A 21,387-nucleotide genomic window follows, 5' to 3' on the forward strand; every position below is an offset into this window, starting at 1 on the left:
GGCAGATGGGGGTAGGTAAGGTGTTAGGCTTTTTTTGGCAGGTAGATTCCTGCCAGATTTTGTCGAAGCAGTCTCTGCTTCACGGCGGCTCCCTCCTAAAGCCGCCGTGATCTTTAGCCTGCGGTCGTCATTCCTTTGTTGAGGGCATAAGAAACGGCGGCCTTGATGTACTCAAAACCGCCGCAGTACCCTGAAAATCCATTTTGGGCGCACAAAGCTACCTGCCCTGCAACGGTTTTTTTCTTTCCCCGTCTGGCGGGGCAGGATAGCTTGGCATATTCAGTTTAGTCTTGCTCCTGTGCGGCTGCCTCTTTCAGCCGCGAAAAGCTCTCGTCACTGATGATGTGTTCAATCCGGCAGGCGTCGGCCTCCGCTGTTTTGGGGTCAACGCCTGCGGCGATGAGCTGCTCTGTAAAGAAGCAGTGCCGCTCGTAGATTTTTTCGGCAACCTCCCGGCCTATATCGGTCAGATGGAGAAAGTGATCCTCGTCCATCGTGAGGAAGCCACCATCCCGCAAAGTCGCCACCGCATGGCACACACTGGGTTTGGACACCTCCATGTGCCGGGCCACATCTACGGAACGAACCATACCGAGTTTCTTTTGGAGAACAAGGATGGTTTCCAGATAGTCCTCCCCGGACGCATGAAGTTTCATATTTACCTCCTAACAGTGGGGGTGTGATGCAAAGAAAGTTTCTAATACGCCAATACATTTTTGGGCTGTTTCAAAATCATAATTACATCGGATGATCTCAAAAAAACTTGTCACATACGCTTTCGATAACAGACAGCAAATATCTTCTGTGTAGCCGCTTTTTATTTTCATCAGCCGCCTATAAACGACTCCATCCATGTCGTTGTAAAATTCGCTGTAATAAGGCGCACATTTACAACGAACTACTATCTTGAAAACATCCAGATGAAGGTAAACGAATGCCAAACACGATTCAGGAATAAGCGAAGATACCGTGTCAGAGGGCGGAACGCTTAACATTTCCAGGAATCTTTTTGCATCAGGTTCCACAACAGCTTTGAGCAAGTCGTCTTTTCCGTGAAATCGGTGATAAAATGCGCCCGTTGTTACACCTGCATGGCGACATATGTCTTTTAGAGAAACGCCTTCATATCCGTCTTTCAGAAAATCGCTCTTTGCACACTCTATCATTCTTAAAGTGGTTTCGTTTTTTAACATATCTTAGATTTATGCCAGGCTCCATCCGGCAGCATTCTTTCGGATATTCACAAAATCCTGGTAGATACCGGGCTGCCCCAAAAGTTCCTCATGGGTGCCCTGCTGCGCGATTTGGCCGTTGTTGATGACCAAAATTTGATCGGCGTTCTGGATGGTATTCAGCCGATGGGCAATAACAAGCAGAGTCTTTCCTTTGACCAGTTCAGAAATCGCTTCCTGGATGTAACTCTCGTTATCGGTATCTACGCTGGCGGTTGCCTCATCCAAAATAATGATGGGCGCGTCTTTCAAGATGCACCGGGCAATGGAAATCCGCTGTTTCTCACCGCCAGAGAGGGTTGCGCCACCTTCGCCCACCACCGTCCGGAACCCGTCAGGCAAGGCCATGATGAAATCATAGCAGCGGGCTTTCCTTGCCGCCTCGTAGACTTCTTCCTCTGTGGCGTCCGGCTTCCCCATACTGATATTGTTGTAGATTGTGTCCTGGAACAAATACACACGCTGAAATACCATACTGATTTGCTCCATCAGCTCCGACAGCGGAACATTACGAATGTCTACCCCTCTGACAGTCACACTGCCGGATTTCACATCCCACAGCCGAGCAAGCAGGTTCGCAATGGTGGACTTGCCTCCGCCGGAGGGCCCAACCAAAGCTGTCATGGAATTTTTCTTCATGTCAAAGCTGATGTGGTGCAGCACTTCTTTATCCTGATAAGCAAAGGTAACATCATGAAACTGTACTTCCGGCTGTCCCGGCTGTGCCGTGGCCGGAAGGTGCTGCTTGCCGGTATCGGGAAGTTCCGGTTCATCCAATACTGCCTCAATGCGGTCCAGTGCGGCGTTCATTACAGTCAGACGGGATGCCTCTCCATAGAGCGCCTTCAGTGGGCCAAAAAGGTCAAATACAAACAGCAGGACGCCCAACACATAGGCCAGGGAGAGCGCACCGCTCTGTTCCAGCACAATAGCCAAACCAAAGATTGCCGCAATGCCAATCCCGTAGAGAATATTCAGGCCCACAGTCCACGGCGTCATTTTCCGCTCAAACGCAAGAGATGTATTTCTGGACCGTTTGAAATTTCCGGTCAGTTCCTCCGACTTTTCGCCCAGCAGGTTATAGCTCTTGATAACGCCAATACCTTCCACAAAGGACAGAACCGCATCCGTCAGCCGTTCGCTTTGTTCCTGGCGGCCTGCCGCTTCCCGCAGGGAGACTTTGTTCATCCCCTTGGATACCAGCCACGCCAAAACGGTTACCGCCGCAGCAATCAAACCGAGCTGCCAGTTCAAATAAAACATAAAAGCCAGGAGAACCAAAGAGGACAGCAAATAACTCATCATATTGCCCAGCGTACTCATGGCGACTTCTTCAATAAACACCATATCGGTACTAAGGACAGAACTAATCTTGCCGACATTCCCCGATGTAAAATATCCCATTGGCAGTTTTCGCAGATGGCCGCCCAGTTCCATGCGCTTAGCCGCAAACATCAAATATCCTGCTGCGCTTTGCAGACTGTCACTGAGATAGTGAACAAGCATCTGCACCAGTACCGCCGCAGCAAGGCCGATCCCTACATATAAGCAGGTCTGCCCGGTCAGTGTTCCGGCTGCAAATCCGCTCAGCACCACAAAGGCCAGAAAAATCGGCATCTTAGACAGGATGGACTCCAAAAACGCACAGACAAATGCGCCCTGGATGCGCCCCTTATAGCGGCCGGAGAGTTTCAAAATCCTCGAAAACAGTGCAAACATTTATTTTCCCTCCTTTGCAGTATGTACTTTCCATTCGGCGCTGTCCTGTGCTGCCTTCCACAATTTTTGATATTCCGGGCAGGACTGGATCAGCTCCTGATGCTTGCCTGTTGCCACCAGCTTCCCGTGATCCATGACGCAGATCTGGTCGGCGTTCATAATGGCAGGCAGTTTATGGGCGATGACGATTAAGGTTTTGCCCTTCACCAGTTCCGCAATGGCTGCTTCCATTTTTTCCTCATTCTCGGGGTCAGCGTAGGCGGTCGCCTCGTCAAGCACGACAATGGGGGCATCTTTTAAGATTGCGCGCGCCAAAGAAATACGCTGACGCTGGCCGCCGGAGAGCATTTTCCCGGCATCGCCCGCCATAGAACGAATGCCCTGAGGCAGTTTCTCCAGGAACTCCATACATTGGGCCTTTTTCGCCGCCTCCAGGACTTCTTCATCTGTTGCGTTCAGCCTTCCGAGCCGGATATTTTCCAGCAGAGAGGTGTTGAACAGGTATTGATCCTGCGCTACATAGGAAATGCGGCTGTTCAATGCCTCCAGACTCATATCGCATAGTTTCTGCCCACCGATGGAGATACTGCCCTTTTGCGGGTCGTAATAGTGAATCAACAGTTTGGCGAGGGTACTCTTGCCGGAACCGGACTCACCCACAAGGGCTGTTTTCTGTCCGGCTCTTGCGGTAAAGGAAATGTCGTGGAGGACTTCATCCTCAACCATTGCAGGTTTCCCGTCGGGGCCAGGCTGCATTGTCTGATAGGCAAAAGTAACATGGTCATAGGTAACGGTGTCATCTTTTCCATGAAACGTATCACCTGTCTGCTGAAGTTCTGGCGCATCCAGGACTTGCTCCAGCGCAGAAATCTTGTAGTTAAGCTGGGGCATGGTAGGCAGGAACCCAAGAGATTTGAGCAGTGGCATACCGATACTCAGGGAAAGGCATAACACCAAAATCAAATCCGGCAAAGCCGACCAGCCGGAGAGAACAAACCAGGCTCCCAGCGGCAGGGTAAGAATAATGGTGCAGGGCAGCAAGCTGCTGTAAATCGCCATCCACGGCCATGCAGCCTTATACCATGCCAGGGTGTAATCCCGATAATCGGACACATCCTTGCGGAACCGTTCATAGGAGTCAGCGTCTTTGTTAAATACCTTGACGACCTCCATCCCGTTGATGTACTCGATGATGGTATTGTTCATCTTCTGCCCAGCCATGTAGTAAGGCCCCATTTTCTTCATGCCGACAGAATACATCGTCATCATGGCAATCAGGCTGATGGGGATAGATGCCAGGGACAAGAGCGCCAGTTTCCAGTCCACAAAAAACATAGCTACATAGACCGCAATCGGGATCATCAGATTTGCGATCCCCTCCGGCATTGAGTGAGCCAAAAGAACCTCCAAACTGTCCACGTCATCCACAAACAGCTTTTTGACTGTGCCGGTGCCCTTATCCTCGATTACACCCAGCGGCAACTTTTCAAATCGCTTTTGCAGCGCAGTCCGCAGACGGAGCAGGGTATCATAAGCTGCCTTATGTGAGATGTTCAGCCCCCAGCCATAGAGAATAGCTTGCAGCACCAGGCATACCAGCACCAATACCACTCGCAGGATGATAAAAGAAGCGTCGATTGCCTCCCCCATGACCAACGGCGCGATTACCTGGTAAGCCAGCACAAAGGGAAGAACCCCCATCAGAACGCTGACCAATACCACCGCCGTGGCCGCATAGAGCCCCTTTTTATGAGGCCCTGCGTACTCAAATACTTTTTGAAACATAAGTCTTACCTCCCATCAGTTAAAATATTTTTCTGAAAGGGTTTTCAAAATCTCAGGTGAAAGCCTGTGATTTTGTATGGCCCCGTGGTCATCCAACTGAACCACTTCCGTACAGGTACGGACAATGAACTCAAAATCATGGGATACCACAAAAACGATCACCCCGGAATTTGAAAGCTGTTCAATCAGATTGCTGACGCGCACCATCGAATCATAATCTAACCCACTGGTAGGCTCGTCGAAGTAAATCACCGGGCTGTCCTTTACGATAGCGGCGCCGATGGTGACCCGTTGCTTTTGACCACCTGAGAGAGAAGCCGGGTGACGCTCCCGATATTCTGAAAGCTCCAAAGCATCCAATGTGGTGTCCACTTTTTCTTTGCAATCGTCCTTTATTCCAAGAGACAGTTCTTCTTCCACGCTGCTGGCAAAGAGCTGATAGTCTGTATCCTGCATTACCAGGTAAGACAGAGCGCGCCGTTGACGGGGTGTGAGTTTCTTTCCGTCAAAGCTGATTTCCCCTTGCTGCTGTTTTAATAGTCCGGTCAAAATCGACAAAAGCGTTGTCTTTCCTGCGCCATTGTGACCGAGAATCCCAATGACATCTCCTGCATGGGCTTCAAAGCTGACATTCTGGAATACATCAGGCCCTTTCTTATAAGAGAATGCCAAGTTCTGCACCGCCAACAGGTGCTTCCCGTCGAAAAGGCGTTCCTTTTCGTGATAGTTTTTCGCATCTCGTTCCGGATACGCTGTCCGCAGGCCATAGGAGATGCGCGTTTTCTCAGGCAACGCGCAAAACTGTTCTCTGGTAAATTCTCGTTCAACCTTTCCATCCTGAATGAGAAACACCCGGTCAATCAAGTCCCGCAGATAATAGAAGCGATGTTCTACCACAAAGATGGTATATCCGTCCTGCTTCAATTTTCCCATGATTTCGGCCAACCGTTTGGTAGCCGCATAATCCAGATTGGCGGATGGCTCATCGAAAATGTAGACCTTGGGTGAGAGAGCATAAACCGAGCCAATGGCAATCTGTTGTTTTTCCCCGCTGGACAGGGCAAAAATGCTCCTGTTCAGGTAGTCCACCAATTCCAAATCTTTGGCCGCCTTTGCGATCCGTTCAATCGTTTCTTCACGGGGAAGGCCCATGTTTTCACATCCAAAGGCCAGTTCCCTGGTAGTGTCTGTCATAAAAAACTGAGAGCGCGGGTCCTGGAATACAGTTCCTACCTGCCCGGCCAGCCCGGATGGTTTCATTTCCAGGAGTGAGTGCCCATCCATCACAAGATCACCCTGAATTTCTCCGGGGTAAAAGTGCGGAATCAGGCCATTAAGCGAACGGATCAGTGTTGTCTTGCCGCAGCCGCTTCGTCCGGTCAGAAGGATAAACTCGCCGGTTTCTACGGTCATATCAATTCCACGGAGGGTATAATCTTGGCTTTCTTCATAGCGAAAGCTGAAATTCTGAAATGAGATCATCGTCATACCCTCCACAAAATGATTTCCCCGATTTTGGTCTGGTCAATAAGGAGAAGCCCAGCCAAAAAGAGAATGCCCAGCAGAGATACCACGATTTCCGGCCACGCAAAGCGAATCGGACGCAACGCATATCGTTTGCATTCCAGTTCCAGGCCGCGTGTTGTGCCGGATGCCGCCAGTTCATCCGTGACCTTCAGGCACCGCATCAGCAGCGGTATCAAAATATACTCTATCGTTGCTAACGGATGGGATACCCGTTTCCAGAAGGTATCACTGATACCGCGAATATCCATCGTGCAGCGGATTTGCCGGTATTCAATCCGCAATGTAGGGATATAGCGGAACATGACGACAAGAGGGATTGTGACCGCCTGTGGCAGCCGCATCCTTTGAAGCGCCACCATCAGGTCATCCATGTAGGTGGTCCGCAATATCCAGAGTCCCATCATCACGATGGGGATCAATTTCAGGACCGTAACGCCAAACACGCTCATAATCACGCTCAAAACCGGCACCTGCACATAACGGAGCAGAGCGTTAAGATAGGCTACAATGATATAGGTCACTATCATTTTCACAGCCCATTTCCCGCCATTGCCTAAAGCAATAAACGCCCCATAAACCAGCATGAGCGCAAGGCTGACAACTTCTCCGGCCAAGAAGTAACTGACAAAACCGATGCACACCAGGAGAAGGATTTTGCAGCGTGGGTCCAGGAGCGCAGACCCATGAAGGGGCTGCCGCTCGATGATTTGTTTGATTTGTGCTTCTTCCATTCCAATGCCTCCCTATAAAATCAAAGCGCGGGACCACATTCAGCCCCGCGCTCTGAAATCAGGCAGCCCGCTTGCCTGCGTTTGTCTGATACATTTTCAGGGGGCTGATCCTGTTATTTTACTGAAACGAGTCCAGCCTTGATAAAGTGCTTCTTCAACGCTTTTTGTCCGATCAGCCCGCCAATCAGTCCTCCAACCAGACCGGCCGCAACAATGACGACCAACATGGGAACGGAAGTAATATTCAGCATTCCATCAATGTACTCCTGCGCGATGTTGTTCTTCTCCATAGCCCCGACAAAGGCGCTCTGAAGGAATTTGATGGGGCAGATCGCGCTGAAAGCGAAAATGGCGCTGAACAACGCATAGGCTGCCATCATGGATTTCATCGTAATATCTTTCCGGCCCATAACCAGGAAATCGCAGATTACACCGCCAATGACAAGGCCAATCGGAATAAACCAGAATGCGCCTACCAGCAGGAACAGAATCGCCTGAATTGCGGCACAGATGGTGAACACGCCTTTCTTCGGCACCTTGGCCAGAAGGAGCATCATCACGATGCCGTTAGGAATAGCAACAACGGACGGATAAAACACATTGGTCACCGGGCCAGCCACGCTCATAATGGTGCTGATAATCATGCAGATGATCCACATGAGGGCTGTCAGGACGCCGATGAGAATAAAGTCTTTCGCATTCAACTTTTGTTTCATGCTCATGCCTCCTCACTTTGTTGGAAAATAAAAATGTGATGTAGTTAGCAACATCTAACCACATCACATAGAATATCAGTTATCGCAGACTAATCCAACCCAAAACCTGCCCGTTTTGACCCAAAAACAGTCAGCCTTTATTTTTTGTGTTATCAAACCGGCTTTCCCGGTAATTTTTTGGTGCTACGCCATATCTTTTTTTAAAGGCAGCCGCAAAATTACTGGCCTTCCCATATCCAACGATCGCAGCAACCTCGCTTACATTCCAGTCTCCTTCTAAAAGCAACTGTGCCGCCTGTGCCAGACGCTGTTCAATCACATATTGATGGATCGGCATACCGTAGAACGATGAGAACCCGCGTGTCAGTTTCGTCATGCTCAAGTGTACCATACGGGATAATTCTTCGCAGGAAGGGGCGAATGCGAGCTGGCTGTCTATAATTCGCTTGGCTTCCATAATGGCAGTTCGCTCAGTCCGGGACATAGAAATGTTTTTACCCATTAAGATGTCCAGTTCCAGCACTTCACCCAAATAAATCGACAGCAGTTCCAGCAGTTTTCCATCCAGGTACAAATATCCCAGCCCGCCACGATATTGTGTGAAACGGCTTGTCTCGGCTAAAATCTGTTCCATAACGGGCGTCACTGGAACTTTTGAAATCCCGTTCAAAAGTTTTTTCTCATAGACAGTTACTTCCTGCCCGTCAAAATAGTCTGATAGAAGCCTGGAGAAATAGGGGATTGGAATTTTGATGCTCTTAAATGAGAAATTGCTATCCTTTTTGTAGCAAATATATTCTGTTCCTCCGTGACCGGCATAAATACAGGACTCATTTTTTTGAATCGTCACAGAACGCCGTTCATCCATGATACCCCAGGAAATTCCGTCATTCAGGCAGAAAATGATTTGCATATATTCCTTACTGACGGGACCCTGCACATTCATATCTGCCTGATAGCACATTTGCCAGTCCGAAAGAATAACGCCATGTTTGATCTTCGTTTGAGCAATTCGCCCGCTTCCCATATCAGACGGAATATCCATCGAAATTGTCTGGGGCGAATTGATTATAAGATCATTATACAATTTGCCAAGATAATGGCTTCCATGCGTCATGATATATCTTCACCTCCAAGGTGGTTAGCTTTCGCTAATTCAATGATATATCGAACGCAGTCATATAGTCAAGTGGGAAAACAGTCTTTCCTTTACAGACAAGCAGAGGATTATAATTTTCCTCTGCTTGTCTGTAACTCATATAAAAACTAATTCAAGATAAATTAACTCCTCCACCTGCGCTTTCAGCGTATTCATCAGCCCCGCCCAGCGCATGGGGTCGCGGGCCTTCAAATCCTCGGTCACGCCTGCCGCCTCCATCATTCGGGGCAGCATGGCGTCCATACGCTCCCGCGCCGCCCGGTCAATCTCCAACAGGTGCGGGTACAGCTTTTCACTCAAAATCAGGCTGCTGTAAAGGCCGGGCCGGTGTTCCTTCAGGTAGCGTTGCCGCATCCGGCCATACATTTCTGATAATATTGGCAAGCGATGCCTGTGGCTATCCAGATAGCCACACGCGCTTGTTGTGGGAAGTCCCCCAAGCCCCCTTGGAACACAGATTTTCAATCTGTGGCTGCGCGTTCTGGCGAACGCTTTTGACCGCGACCAGCTCACCGCTGGCCGTGGTCTTTTTCTTTCTGTTGCGGCTCGGTCTGCTCCATCGCCATGACCCGATCCACGTTGTTTTTGACCGTCAGCAGCTCCCGCATGGCAGTGCGGGCCTGTCGGTACTCGCCATAAGCCTTTTTCTTATCCGCCAGCAGTTGGGCGTACTCGGTCTGAAGCTCCTTGATGGTGGGGAGCTTTTTCACGTTCAGCTCGTTGAAGGCTTCCTTGGCGGCCTGGTGCAGCAAGATTTCCTCCTCATGCTCCTGCCGGAATTTCTTTGAATACCCGGCCTTGCGGTAGGCCACATAGGTGTCGCGGGTCTTGGCGTAGTTGACGATATGAGTTCGCAGCACGGCGATCTCGGCCATGCGCTTCTCGGCGGCCTTGATCTGATCGGACAGCGCATGGTAGCGGGCCGTCGCCTCTGCTGTTTTGGTTTCTAAATCGGCATAATCCAGCAGCCCGTGTTCAGACAGGTAGTTGAGGGTCTGGGCCATCTGTTTGAGGTTGAACACCTTGGCCCAGCGAGCATACCCGGCGCCTTTTCCGGCCTGGAGTTTTGCCTGGATGTCCACCAACAGATTGACCTTGGGTGGAGCGGTCTGTACAGCGGTTTTCTTGCGGGGCGTATGCTCTTTCTGGCCGGAGAGGACCGCCAGCAGATCGTCCAGCGCGTAGCCGTCCCCCAGCCGGTCAAAGCGGACGTTGTTGCCCCAGCCCTCCGCGCCGATGGAGATGGTTTTGCCGCGCTGGTGAACGGTAAAGCCGTCCTGTTCCAGCAGGCACAGCAGCTCCTCCAGGCTGGCCGGTTTCTGTGCCAGCGCCCGGTCAATGGCCTGGCGCAGCAGCTCCTTGTGGGAGGGCTTGGCCGCATCGCCCAGCCACTTGTTGTAGCTCTGGCCGCGCCGCTTGGGAGCCTCCACAATGGAGTAGCCATTCTCGATGCAGATGGTATCGCTCAGACGGTGGACAGCGCGAGTGCTGCCCCAAAAGTTGCGGAACTTGCGGTCACACTCCAGCGTGGTGGAGTTCCATATAATATGGTTGTGGACGTGAGCCTTGTCGATGTGGGTACAGACGATGAAAGCGTGCTTGCCTTTGGTAAAGCGCCGGGCCAGCTCCACGCCCAGGCGGTTGGCTTCCTCCGGCGTGATCTCGCCCGGCACAAAGGACTGCCGCAGGTGGTAGGCGATCACGTCGTCCGCACCGCGCACCCGGCCAGTGCGGGCGGCGTAGGTCTGCTTGTCCAGCAGGAACTGCGCGTCGGCCACGCGGCTGTCACACTGGTAGCTGGTAATGAGCCTGCCGTGGTCGGTCTTTTCTGGATTTTTTACATAGTCGATGATGTCGCTGATCGCCTTGCCGACCATGCGGCCCTTGCCGGCGTGCAGCGGTATGATGCGGGTGGTGGCCATGCGGGGTCCGCCTCCTTTCCAAAAAATAAGCGGCCTGCTCATCACAGACCGCATCGGTTTACTCTATATCAGTTTCCTCGTCCATATAAAAATCGAAATCTTACTCAAAGTCATCTTCCAATTCATCCAGTTCTATCCTGGGCGGGAACCTCATTTCATACTGTTCCGTTGCCAAGGCCCGCACGGTGTCCCGTCGGTCTTTCATCCGCTTCCTCAGCCACGAAAGCTGTCCTTTGGATAATCGCCAGGGAAGGTTGACAAGCTGGGTAAGCGTCATTTCTTCCGCCTGCTTTTCTGGCGGGAGAGCGGCGCAGGTTTTACAAATGTGCGCGGCGTGACCCTTGCTGGAAAACTTTTCGTTTGCCTTATACTCGCCACAGACCTTGCAGTAGTGTCCACGTTTTTTCATACCTCACCCTCGCAACGAGAGAACAGCTGCCGCACCGCAGCCATGACCGTATTCCAGTCAAGGTCGGACGCATAGGAAAACTTTTTCTGATAGGCCGCCCACAGGTCCTGCATGACCGGGCTGTTCTCCACTTCATCAAAGACTTCGGCGGCCTCGGCCAGATGGCGCTCGGTGCCGCGCTTGTGGGCTGTCGCCAGCAGCGCGTCATGGAGAACGTGCGGGTCCAGAGTGCTGCCATAGAGTTGTTGCAGGATGGCGATGTCGTAAAAATCTCTCATACGGGTGTTGGTCGTAGTGCGGGTGATGATGGTTTCCAGCTTTTCGGCCAGCACGGTCTCCAGGTTATAGGCCCAAACGTCGATGGAGCGGTCCTCCAGCATGAGCTTGAAGCTGTACCGCACCTCTTTAGGGGTGATGGCGTCGCCGGTTGAAATGTCGATTTTCAGCGGGGTGCGCACCCCGTCAAAGAGCGTTGTCACCGTGACCCGGATACCGGGATATTCCGCTTCATCCATGATTTCCGAAATGCTTTTCACCTGGAAGGTAACGCCGTCGTCAATGGGAACAGCGATGATCTCGGCCATCATGTTCTCCACATCCTCGACACTGACGTTGGCCCCCTTGACCGTTGCGTCCAGGTCCATCGTGGAGCGGGCGTCCAGACCGACCATCGCGGCCACCAGCATCCCGCCCTTGAGGATGAATTTGTCCCGGTAGGACGAGAGAGAAATGCGTTCCAGAAAACGCTCCATCATATAGTTGCGCATCAAAACCTGCGCATCCGCAGCATTTTTCTTTGACAGGTTACGGATCAAATCTTTCAGTTGTCTGGCTGTCTTTATCATAGGAGTACCTCCAAATACTGGCGTAAAATCTTCTCGACCCGGAACAGCTTGGCATAGCGCACCAGCGTCCGCAGGTCCTTATCTTTCCGGCGAGCATACGCTTTCAAAGCGTCCTGGAATGTCTGCATTTCGATGTGGCTCCGGCTGCGCAGCACATCGCAGATCGTCCGTTCCATATCATAGACCGGCACATCGTGACCGAAGGGGGTCTGCGCGGTTGTCAGGCCGACCTCATGCAGCTCCGCCTTGATGGTAAAGACCTGGACGCCTTCGTCCTTGAGCCGGGTGGGGTTGTACCCTGTCTTGACCGTGACAGAATAGGCCAGCGGCTCCCGGTCGGTCAGGTCGTGGAAAAACAGCGCCGTTTCATGGGAAAAAACTGCCTGCGGACAGCGAAGATGCAGCAGATACATGGCGTCCACCCAGGCGTCTTTGGAAAGATAAATCCCATGCGCCGCCTGTTCCAGCCCACGAGACTGCACGAATTGATAAAAAACAGGTTTTGAGATCCCGGCCGCGAGGGCCTGCCCGGTGCGCAGCATCCCGTCCTGACGTTCCATCAGCTGGTCCAGCTGTTGAAATTGGCTCACGTTCTTCACCTTCCTTTCATGCTAATATTATACGCTAAATTAGCACGAAAGTAAAGTCAAAAAATTGCCGGGCACTCACTCCCGGCAATTCTTCGCTTCCTATTCAGCCATACACCGCGTCCTGGATCGCATACCGCAGGTCCTGCACCTTGCCCACCAGCCAGGCAGCGGCCATCGGCAAACCCAGCGGGCTGACCAGGAAGGCAATCACCAGCAGGATCAGGCCGTTTTGCGGCGAGTAGGTCACAAGCACCGCGATCCCCAGCAGCGCCACCACTGTGGAGGCCAGGCCGAAGATAAAGCTGGACACATACAGCAGCCCGAAGCACAGCCAGGTGAACAGCATCAGCGCCAGCACCACCGGCGCGGCAAGGATTTTCAGCCCCAATTTCAAAATAAACAGCACCGCTCTCATTTCAGCGCCTCCTTCCGCCAGTCCAGGTATGGCTGGCACAGTTCCTCTACGGCCTTTTCGTCCGCCTCTGTGACCTCCCGGCGTCCCCGCGTCCGGCAAATCATGGCAAAGTCCTGAAAATCCGAGAGAAGTATATCGAACAGTTCCTCCGGGGTCCGGCAGAGAATGCCGTCCACGCAGTAGCGGGAGTCCTTGTCCCAGCTCAGTCGGACGTAGCCGCGTTTGCAGGGAAGAACTTCTTCCTCCGGGTCGCGCAGCAGGTACTCTTGAAAAATCTCCAAGACGTTTTCAAACGTCAACATCAGCCATCACCTCGTTTCTGACTCCATTATCAATCACAACCCGCCAAAACGCAACGATACCGGCAAAGAAAAAAGAGGGAGGCCCGGCGATGCAGCCTGCACGCGCCGGACCTCCCTCACAGCCGGGGCGTATGCCCCTGTCACGACAGCTTTGCCAGCTGGGTCAATACCTGATGCACCCCATCCCACAAAGCCTCCTGCCGCCGGGTTATATCCTCCAGGTCAGCGTCGTAAATGCGCCCGGTTTCATGCACACGGCGGGCCAGCTGGTTCAAGTTGTTGCTGGAATAGCGCATCAGGGAGACCAGTTCCTTCAGCTCCGGCAGTTCCAGGCGCACCACATAGCCGTCCAGGGCCATCTTGCGCAGATAGGCTTCCCGGTTCGTTGTCCCCAGCTGGACCATCTTCTGCTCGATCAGCGCCAGTTCTTCCGGCGAGACCCGGAAGTTCAGCTGCACCTCCCGCTTGCGCTTGGGGGCGCTCACCGTTCCGGCTCCTTTTTCTTATGGATGGGGGATTTTTTCTCCGGCTTTTCAGCGGGACGCGGCTCCTGTTTCAGCTGGCGGCGGACTGAGGGGCGTCGCTGGCGCAGCTCCTTGGAGCGATCCTCGCTGGCCAGGATGGTGACATAGGTGCCGGGCAGGTCCTTCATGCCGGTGATCGCCAGACTGCGGAATGGCAGCAGCACCATCAGCCGGTCATGGGCCTGGGTGCCTGCGCGGGCCAGAAAGTCCGGCGAAACGCGGGCCATGTAGTGGGTGCCGTGGGGGCTGTTGGGCGTATCCGGCGCACGAAGCTCCTGCAAGAGCCGGGCGGCCTCGGCACGGATTTCCTCCGGCGTCAGCGGCTGGAGCCGCAGATAGTCCTGCCGCGCCTGGCTCAAGAACAGATCGACCAGGCCGGAGTGGCTGTCCACCACAAAGTCCAGGTTGCGTTCGCCGCCAAAGCCGTCCGGGTTGGGCGGGATGTCCACCGTTTTGGCCCACGCCTTGTTGGCCGAACTGAAACGCTCATCCCAATCTTTCTGCTGTACGGTGTTTGCCAGCACATAGAGGGTGCGTGTGTAGCCGAACTGCTCGATCACCTGGGGTACCGCATCCTTGTCCAGCCGGTTGTCCCGGTAATGTTCCGAAATGGACGCCTCAATGGCCTCCTTGCAGGCGATGTTGACGCGGCGGGACGCCCGGTACAAATCCAGGTCGCCCTGTTCGCGGGCATGGGCGGCGGCGTGCCGGTAGAGCGGCAGTTCCCGCTGGGCGTCCAGCGCCGCCTCGGCCCGCTGCTCGATGCTGTCCCGCACCACATCCATGTAGGAAGTCTCCCGGTCAGAAAACTCCTTGTAGACATCGGCCAGCGGGGACGGCGACGCCAGCAGCGCGGCGGCCCGGCTTTGGGGCAGGTCCAGCTCCTCCATCGCCATCAGGATGTCCTCCCGGATCGTGTACTCATAGGTATGCTTTAGAATTTCCTCCGGGGGCTGGCTTTTCAGCCAGTCCCGGAACTTGTCCTGCTCGGCGGCCATCTTCTCATAGAGGGCCGTGTTTTTATCGGTATTCATGTCATCGCACCTCCTGTTCGTGGTGTTTGGGTTTCTTTTCGGGATTGCGCGGCACCGGGCGTTTCAGGCCCTCCAGCACCGAGGGGCGGCTGCTCTTGGCAAGCACCGCCTCCGGCGCAGGGCGGCCCCGGCTGTCCATGTTCAGCAGTACGTCCAGCTCGGCCAGTCGGGCAGATTTGTCCCGCAACTCCTGTTCCTGGGGGAAGGGCTTGCCCACCTCCGCTTTGGCGGCGGCCTGCTGCTGGTAGAGATTGTCCAGCTGGTTCTTCACCGCCTCCAGCCGCTGGGGCATCTGGCTGAGCGCATTGTCGATACGGGTGAGATTTCCACGGGGGTCTGCGCCCAGCGTCGCCCGGTGGGTCATCTGGCCTTTCAGCAGGAGCATATACTCCTGCCGGAAAGCGTCAAACGTCACCGACATAGCGAAGCCCCGGTAACTGCCCACCGGCACCGGGTCGGTCCCTTTGACCTCCTTGCAGGCGTCCAGCAGCGCGGCCCCGGCGTTCTCTTTGTCGGTGAGGGTGTCGCCACGGACTTCCATCCCGGCAAAGCCGTCCTCCGGGTGGGGATGGGCGGCCAAGGTCGCCATATCGGCTTCCAGCCCGGCGATAAAGCCCTTGTTTTTCTCAATCTCCTCCGGGAAGGTTTTCAGCAGCTGGTCCTCCAGACGGTACTGCTTGCTCTGGTGGTCGGCCTTCATCAGCTTTAACCGCGCCACGTCCACATCCAGGTCCATACGCTCCTTGATGCGCGGGTCCCCGGCGCACAGCGCCTTGATCTCGGCAAAGGACAGCGCCGTTTCGTCCACATCGTCGCAGCTTCGCACCGGCGATTTGGAGGTCATGATCTGGCTGATGAATTTCTGTTTGTTTTCCACCGTCTGCCAGAGGTAGGCATCGAAAGTCCCCTCCGTGACGTAGCGGTACACATGGACGGTCTCGTTCTGGTTGCCCTGGCGCTCGATGCGCCCCTTTCGCTGGGCCAGGTCGCCGGGCCGCCACGGGCAGTCCAGGTCATGCAGCGCCACCAGGCGATCCTGCACGTTGGTGCCCGCGCCCATTTTGGCCGTGCTGCCCAGCAGGACGCGCACCTGCCCGGTGCGGACCTTGGAGAAAAGCTCCTTTTTGCGCACCTCGGTGTTGGCCTCATGGATAAAGGCAATCTGCTCGGCGGGCACACCTTTAGCGATGAGCTTCTGCCGGATGTCCTCGTAGACCGTAAAGGCCGGTTCCGGCTCGTCCAGCGGCACCGCGTCCTCCAAAGCGTGGAGGGTCGGGTTGTCCAGCGCCTTGGCTACCTTTTTGGCGGGCCGGGCCTGGGGCGTGGAGATGTCGCAAAACACCAGCTGGGTCAGCTTGTCAGCCTCGCCATCCCGCCAGATCTGCATGATGTTGTTCACGCACTGATTGACCTTGGTGCCCGGCTCATCCGGCAGCAGCTGGTTGATGATCCGCTGGTCCAAGCCCAGCTTGCGCCCGTCGCTGGTGATTTTGAGCATATTGTCCTGGGACGGGTCCACCGTGCCGCTGTGTACCAGGGAAGCGCGCTCCGAGAGCGCCTTCACCATTTCCTGCTGCTGCTCGGTGGGCTGGGCCACGATGTTGTGGTACTCCACCTGGGGCGTGGGCAGGTGCAGCTGGTCGGCGGTTTTGATGTCCGCGATTTCTTTGAACAAGTTCATCAGCTCCGGCAGGTTGAAAAACTTGGAGAAGCGGGTCCGCGCCCGGTAGCCGGTGCCCTCCGGGGCCAGCTCCAGCGCCGTCACGGTCTCGCCAAACCGGGACGCCCAGCAGTCAAAGTGGGTCATGCCCAGCTCTTGCAGGCGGTCATACTGGAGATACCGCTGCATGGTGTAAAGCTCGGTCATGGAGTTGGAAACCGGCGTGCCGGTGGCAAAGATGACGCCCCGGCTGCCGGTGATCTCGTCCATGTAGCGGCATTTGGCGAACATATCCGAGGATTTCTGCGCGTCCGTCGTAGAGAGGCCCGCCACGTTGCGCATCTTCGTATATAAGAACAGGTTTTTGTAGTTGTGGGCCTCGTCCACGAACAGCCGATCCACGCCCAGCTGTTCAAACGTCACCACATCGTCCTTGCGGCCCTCGGCTTGCAGCTTTTCCAGCCGCGCCTCCAGAGACTTTTTGGTGCGTTCCAGCTGCTTGACAGTGAACCGTTCCCCGCCGCTGGCCTCCACCTCAGCGATACCCTCGGTGATTTCCCAAATCTGCTCATGCAGCAGCCGCTCCTGGCGTTCCTTGCTGATGGGGATTTTCTCGAACTGGGAGTGTCCCATGATGATGGCGTCGTAGTCGCCGGTGGCGATGCGGGCACAGAACTTCTTGCGGTTGTGCTTCTCAAAGTCCTTTTTGGTTGTTACCAGAATGTTGGCGGACGGGTACAGACGCAGGAACTCCGAAGCCCACTGCTCGGTCAGGTGGTTGGGCACCACAAAGAGGGATTTCTGGCACAGACCCAGCCGCTTGGCCTCCATCGCGGCCCCCACCATTTCAAAGGTCTTGCCCGCGCCCACCTCATGGGCCAACAAGGTATTGCCGCCGTACAGCACATGGGCGATGGCATTTTTCTGGTGTTCCCGCAGGGTGATGGCCGGGTTCATGCCGCCAAAAACGATGTGACTGCCATCATACTCGCGGGGCCGAGTGGCGTTCATTTCCTCGTTGTACTGGCGCACCAGCGCCTGCCGCCGCTCCGGGTCGCGCCAAATCCAGTCGCGGAAAGCATCCCGGATGGCCTGCTGCTTTTGCGCGGCCAGGGTGGTTTCCTTGGCGTTCAGCACCCGGCGTTCCTTGCCGTCCGCGTCCTCCACGGTGTCGTAAATACGGACATCCCGCAGGTTCAAGCTGTCCTCCAAAATTTTGTAGGCGTTGGCGCGGCCAGTCCCGTAGGTCGAGTAGGCGGCCACGTTGTTTTGCCCCACGACATTTTTGCCGGAGATCTGCCACTCCGCCGTAAAGGGGGTATAGTGGACTTCAATGCTGCGCTGAAGATAAAAAGGCGTGTCGAAGGTCTCGTACATGAATTGCTGGATATACTCCTTGTCGATCCACGTCGCACCCAGCCGCACCTCGATCTCGGAAGCGTCCAGGTCCTTGGGCTGGGCGGCGGTCAGGGCCTCCACGTTGACCGCAAAGGCCGGGTCCTGCTCCGCCGCCCGCTGGGCCTGGCGCAGTTTCCGGCGCACGTTGCCGGAGAGGTATTCATCGGCGGTCACATAATGGGGCGTTCCGTCCGGCTCAGCCTGGCCCGGTACACGGAAGATGACACCGCGCAGCTCGTCAGCCAATTCTTCGCCGGTTTTGCCGGTGAGCTGTTCCATATAGGTCATGTCCACGCAGGCTTTTTCAGAAATGGAGACTGCCAGGGCCTCAGAGGCGGTGTCTACGGTGGTGACGGCCTCATGGGGCTTGATGGTTCTCGTCGAGAACATATCTGCTTTGTGCTTCAGTTGGCCGTCCTCGTCCAGCACCTCCAGCGCACAGAGCAGGTAATAACTGCTGTCATCGGCAAAAGCCAGCCGGTTCGCCCGGTCATTGATAAGTCCGTACTTGGCGGAGAAATCGTCATAGCGGCGGTTCAACTCGGCCATCTGCGCCCGGATGTCGGCATCCGGCGCGGCGGCGTCCATCTCCAGGTCGATGAGCTGCTGCACACAGTCCCGCAGCCCCACCATCCCTTTGACGCGGGCTTCGGCGGTGGCGTTCAGGTCCGGGCGCACCATGCGGCTGTTTTCCCGGAAGTACACCGCGCCGTCCACCACCGTGTAGGAGTAGTTCTTCACGTTGGGGTCAGCCGGGAGGGATTCGTCGATGTCCTCGCCCTCTCCCAGCTCCGGCAGCGTGGCCTCCTGATAGGTGCCGCGAATGTACTTCACGGCATCGTGCAGCTGATCGGCCAGCTCCAGCCTCTCGATGGGGGCCACGGTGTAGTCCTGCTTGCCGTATTGGGTGCTTTCGGCGGTGGGCCGCCCCAGCACCATCTCCGGGTGATCCAGAAAATACTGGTTGACCGTGAAGCCCTCCTCGGTCCGGCCGGTTTGGGTCCAGTCCGGAGCGATGTCCAGCGGACGGTCCCGCTTTTGCAGAAACAGGATGTCGGACACCACATCAGTCCCGGCGTTGGCGCGGAAGGCATTGTTGGGCAGGCGGATGGCCCCCAGCAGTTCGGCCCGCTGGGCCAGATACCGGCGCACAGTGGAATCCTTGGCGTCCATCGTATAGCGGCTGGTGACGAAAGCCACCACGCCGCCCGGCCGCACCTGATCCAACGCTTTGGCAAAGAAGTAATTGTGGATGTTGAAGCCCAGCTTGTTGTAGGCTTTGTCGTTCACCTGATACTGCCCGAAAGGAACGTTACCGATGGCAAGATCATAGAAGTCCCGCCGATCGGTAGTCTCGAAGCCCGCTACGGTGATGTCGGCTTTGGGGTAAAGCTGCCTGGCGATGCGCCCGGAAATGCTGTCCAGCTCCACGCCGTACAGACGGCTCCCGGCCATGCTCTCCGGCAGCATCCCGAAGAAATTGCCCACGCCGCAGGACGGTTCCAGAATGTTGCCGGTACGGAAGCCCATCTGCTCCACAGCTTCATAAACGGCGCGGATGACGGTGGGGCTGGTGTAGTGGGCGTTGAGGGTGGAGGCCCTGGCCGCAGCGTATTCCTCCGGGGTCAGCAGTTCCTTCAGCTCCGCATACTCGGCGGCCCACGCGGGTTTGTCCGGGTCAAAGGCGTCCGCCACACCGCCCCAGCCCACATAGCGGGACAGCACTTCCTGCTGCGCCGGCGTGGCCTGGCCGGTGGTTTCCTCCAGGTATTTCAGCAGCTTGATCGCTGCCATGTTGGCCTGGTACTTGGCCTTGGGACCGCCCTCGCCCAGATGATCGTCGGTGATGCGGAAGTTCTCGGCGTTGCGGCGCAGGTTGTCCCGGTACTCCTGATAGGCCGCCTGCTCGGCAGCCCTCTGGTTGGGTAAAGTCTGCCACTCGCCGTTCACCGGGATGGCAACCGGGTAGTCCGGCTTTTCCTCCGGCTCCGCGTCCGGGGCGTGGGCCGGTTCCGGCGGCGTGGGTTCCGGCCGGTCAATGTGTAGCCGTTCCACCACCACGTCATAGGGCAGATGGTTTTTGTCGCCGGGGTAGACGGCAACCGTCTCGGAGCGGAACGCCGGTGCCTCGGCGGCTTCTTCAATGGGCTTGGCGGTTTCAATCGCCGGTTCGGCCTGCTCCTGTCCAAAGCCGTCCAGCTGGCGGGCATACAACCCGCGCAGCAGCGGCGCGACCTCATCCCAGCGGAAGAACAGCATGGCCAGCCGTTTTTCGTCCGCGTCCAGCACTTCCAGCTCGATGCCTTCGGATATGGTGCGGTAGTCGGCGGTGTCGCCGGTCTCCAGCTCCATCGTCTCGATGATGTCAGGATAGGCCCGGCTCAGCCACAGGGCGACCTCCCGGTTGCTCTTGCCGGTGCGCAGCAGTTCGGAAAGCTCCGCCTTGTCCGGCGCGCCGATGAGGCCGTGGGCCAGCACATCCCGCAGGTCCTGGTCCGCCGTGTCGGGGTTGACGGGCAGGAACTCGGTGTAGAAGTCGTTGCGATTGTCTGCCCGCAGAAGCTGCTCGAACCGCTCCCGGCTCTCGGCCCGGTAGATGGGATAGCTCATGCCGGTGGGCAGCAGTTGCACCGTGTCCTCCCGCAGTTCGGTGATTTGGTGGGCGCGGTCATCCAGATAGACGGTATCGCCCACGTTGTAAACCGGGGCGGACGGGTCGTAAGCGGTGCGCTCCGGGATGGCGCCCCGGATGGCGGCATATTCCTCGTCCGACACCGTGATGTCGATCTCATGGGTGGGTTCACCGCTGCCGATGGTGAGGGTGTCTCCCTCGCGGGTGATGGGCTGGCCGGATAAGTCCGGCAAAGGCGGTTTTGCCGCTGCCTCGGCCTGTTCCTCGGTTGCGACGGCCTCCACATCCCGCATAACCTGCTGGATGAACGGGTCACTGTCCAGTTTTTCCGGGTCCACCACCCGACCGTTCACAATGCCGCGCTCGGCCAGCGCCTCCCGGATGGCGATGGGGTCGATGTTGTCAAAACGGTCCTGCTCCGCCTCGGTGTAGAACCGATCTTCCTTGATGAGCTGGGCGATCCGGCGCTGCACCTTGGGCCAGGGCACATCGCCCGCCGCGCTGTCCACCGTCACAGGCAGGGTCGGGAAGTCATCGCCATATTCCTGCCGCAACCAGGCGGCGGTGTCCTTTTCACGGGCATGGTCCCTCATGTAGCGGACAACCGCGTGTTTGCTCTCAATATTGCCGTTCCATTCCTGGATGGCGGCGTCGATCTCCGCCTGGGTCAGCGCCCGGCGCACAGGTTCCGCCTGCGCAACGGGTTTGGGCATAGAAAAAGCAGAGGGCGTTTTCACACTCTCTGCTTCGTCGATATTCTGGATTTGTTCCGCTTCGGAGAGGAACA

General features: G+C 55.9%; 17 protein-coding genes and 1 pseudogene. All 18 read right to left on the minus strand.

Annotated elements, in window-relative coordinates; all coding sequences use genetic code 11:
• Positions 1 to 284: 284 nt before the first annotated feature.
• A complete protein-coding gene (locus tag H7U37_RS09540) occupies positions 285 to 656 on the minus strand; it encodes a metal-dependent transcriptional regulator (RefSeq protein ID WP_087384156.1) in 372 nt (123 codons plus the stop codon).
• Between the two features lie 9 nt (positions 657 to 665).
• Entirely contained in the window at positions 666 to 1,193 is a 528-nt protein-coding gene (locus H7U37_RS09545; protein WP_204875415.1) for a TetR/AcrR family transcriptional regulator, read from the minus strand.
• A 9-nt stretch (positions 1,194 to 1,202) separates the two neighbouring features.
• On the minus strand, positions 1,203 to 2,951 hold the full coding sequence (locus H7U37_RS09550; RefSeq protein ID WP_204875416.1) for an ABC transporter ATP-binding protein: 1,749 nt from the start codon (positions 2,949 to 2,951) through the stop codon (positions 1,203 to 1,205).
• Positions 2,952 to 4,736: an ABC transporter ATP-binding protein gene (locus H7U37_RS09555; RefSeq protein ID WP_204875417.1), complete on the minus strand. Its 1,785-nt coding sequence runs from the start codon at positions 4,734 to 4,736 to the stop codon at positions 2,952 to 2,954.
• Between the two features lie 15 nt (positions 4,737 to 4,751).
• Positions 4,752 to 6,218 (minus strand): ABC transporter ATP-binding protein, encoded by a 1,467-nt coding sequence (locus H7U37_RS09560; RefSeq protein WP_338049816.1) that lies wholly within the window; start codon positions 6,216 to 6,218, stop codon positions 4,752 to 4,754.
• A 2-nt stretch (positions 6,219 to 6,220) separates the two neighbouring features.
• Positions 6,221 to 6,994: an energy-coupling factor transporter transmembrane component T gene (locus H7U37_RS09565; RefSeq protein ID WP_204875419.1), complete on the minus strand. Its 774-nt coding sequence runs from the start codon at positions 6,992 to 6,994 to the stop codon at positions 6,221 to 6,223.
• Between the two features lie 113 nt (positions 6,995 to 7,107).
• On the minus strand, positions 7,108 to 7,710 hold the full coding sequence (locus H7U37_RS09570; protein WP_204875420.1) for an MptD family putative ECF transporter S component: 603 nt from the start codon (positions 7,708 to 7,710) through the stop codon (positions 7,108 to 7,110).
• Between the two features lie 130 nt (positions 7,711 to 7,840).
• Positions 7,841 to 8,827 carry a helix-turn-helix domain-containing protein gene (locus H7U37_RS09575; RefSeq protein ID WP_204875421.1) on the minus strand — a complete coding sequence of 329 codons (987 nt, stop codon included), beginning with the start codon at positions 8,825 to 8,827 and terminating at the stop codon, positions 7,841 to 7,843.
• Positions 8,828 to 8,965: 138 nt separating this feature from the next.
• Positions 8,966 to 9,232, minus strand: a pseudogene (locus tag H7U37_RS09580) (TnpV protein); the annotation flags it as partial.
• Between the two features lie 146 nt (positions 9,233 to 9,378).
• A complete protein-coding gene (locus tag H7U37_RS09585) occupies positions 9,379 to 10,791 on the minus strand; it encodes a relaxase/mobilization nuclease domain-containing protein (protein WP_204875423.1) in 1,413 nt (470 codons plus the stop codon).
• 100 nt (positions 10,792 to 10,891) lie between these two features.
• Positions 10,892 to 11,200: a hypothetical protein gene (locus H7U37_RS09590; protein ID WP_087366921.1), complete on the minus strand. Its 309-nt coding sequence runs from the start codon at positions 11,198 to 11,200 to the stop codon at positions 10,892 to 10,894.
• A complete protein-coding gene (locus H7U37_RS09595; RefSeq protein WP_204875424.1) occupies positions 11,197 to 12,045 on the minus strand; it encodes a nucleotidyl transferase AbiEii/AbiGii toxin family protein in 849 nt (282 codons plus the stop codon). The genes H7U37_RS09590 and H7U37_RS09595 overlap by 4 nt, the downstream gene beginning before the upstream one ends.
• Positions 12,042 to 12,635 (minus strand): type IV toxin-antitoxin system AbiEi family antitoxin domain-containing protein, encoded by a 594-nt coding sequence (locus tag H7U37_RS09600; protein WP_105204206.1) that lies wholly within the window; start codon positions 12,633 to 12,635, stop codon positions 12,042 to 12,044. Before H7U37_RS09600 ends, H7U37_RS09595 begins: the two co-directional genes overlap by 4 nt.
• Positions 12,636 to 12,738: 103 nt before the next feature.
• Positions 12,739 to 13,050 carry a CD1845 family protein gene (locus H7U37_RS09605; protein ID WP_204875425.1) on the minus strand — a complete coding sequence of 104 codons (312 nt, stop codon included), beginning with the start codon at positions 13,048 to 13,050 and terminating at the stop codon, positions 12,739 to 12,741.
• On the minus strand, positions 13,047 to 13,352 hold the full coding sequence (locus tag H7U37_RS09610) for a hypothetical protein (RefSeq protein ID WP_204875426.1): 306 nt from the start codon (positions 13,350 to 13,352) through the stop codon (positions 13,047 to 13,049). Before H7U37_RS09610 ends, H7U37_RS09605 begins: the two co-directional genes overlap by 4 nt.
• A gap of 140 nt (positions 13,353 to 13,492) precedes the next feature.
• Positions 13,493 to 13,837 (minus strand): plasmid mobilization protein, encoded by a 345-nt coding sequence (locus H7U37_RS09615; RefSeq protein WP_204875427.1) that lies wholly within the window; start codon positions 13,835 to 13,837, stop codon positions 13,493 to 13,495.
• Positions 13,834 to 14,910 carry a DUF3849 domain-containing protein gene (locus tag H7U37_RS09620; RefSeq protein ID WP_204875428.1) on the minus strand — a complete coding sequence of 359 codons (1,077 nt, stop codon included), beginning with the start codon at positions 14,908 to 14,910 and terminating at the stop codon, positions 13,834 to 13,836. Before H7U37_RS09620 ends, H7U37_RS09615 begins: the two co-directional genes overlap by 4 nt.
• Position 14,911: 1 nt before the next feature.
• Positions 14,912 to 21,313 (minus strand): SNF2-related protein, encoded by a 6,402-nt coding sequence (locus H7U37_RS09625; protein WP_420875801.1) that lies wholly within the window; start codon positions 21,311 to 21,313, stop codon positions 14,912 to 14,914.
• Between the last annotated feature and the right edge of the window lie 74 nt (positions 21,314 to 21,387).

This window comes from Pseudoflavonifractor phocaeensis, assembly GCF_016901735.1.
GTDB lineage: Bacteria > Bacillota > Clostridia > Oscillospirales > Oscillospiraceae > Pseudoflavonifractor_A.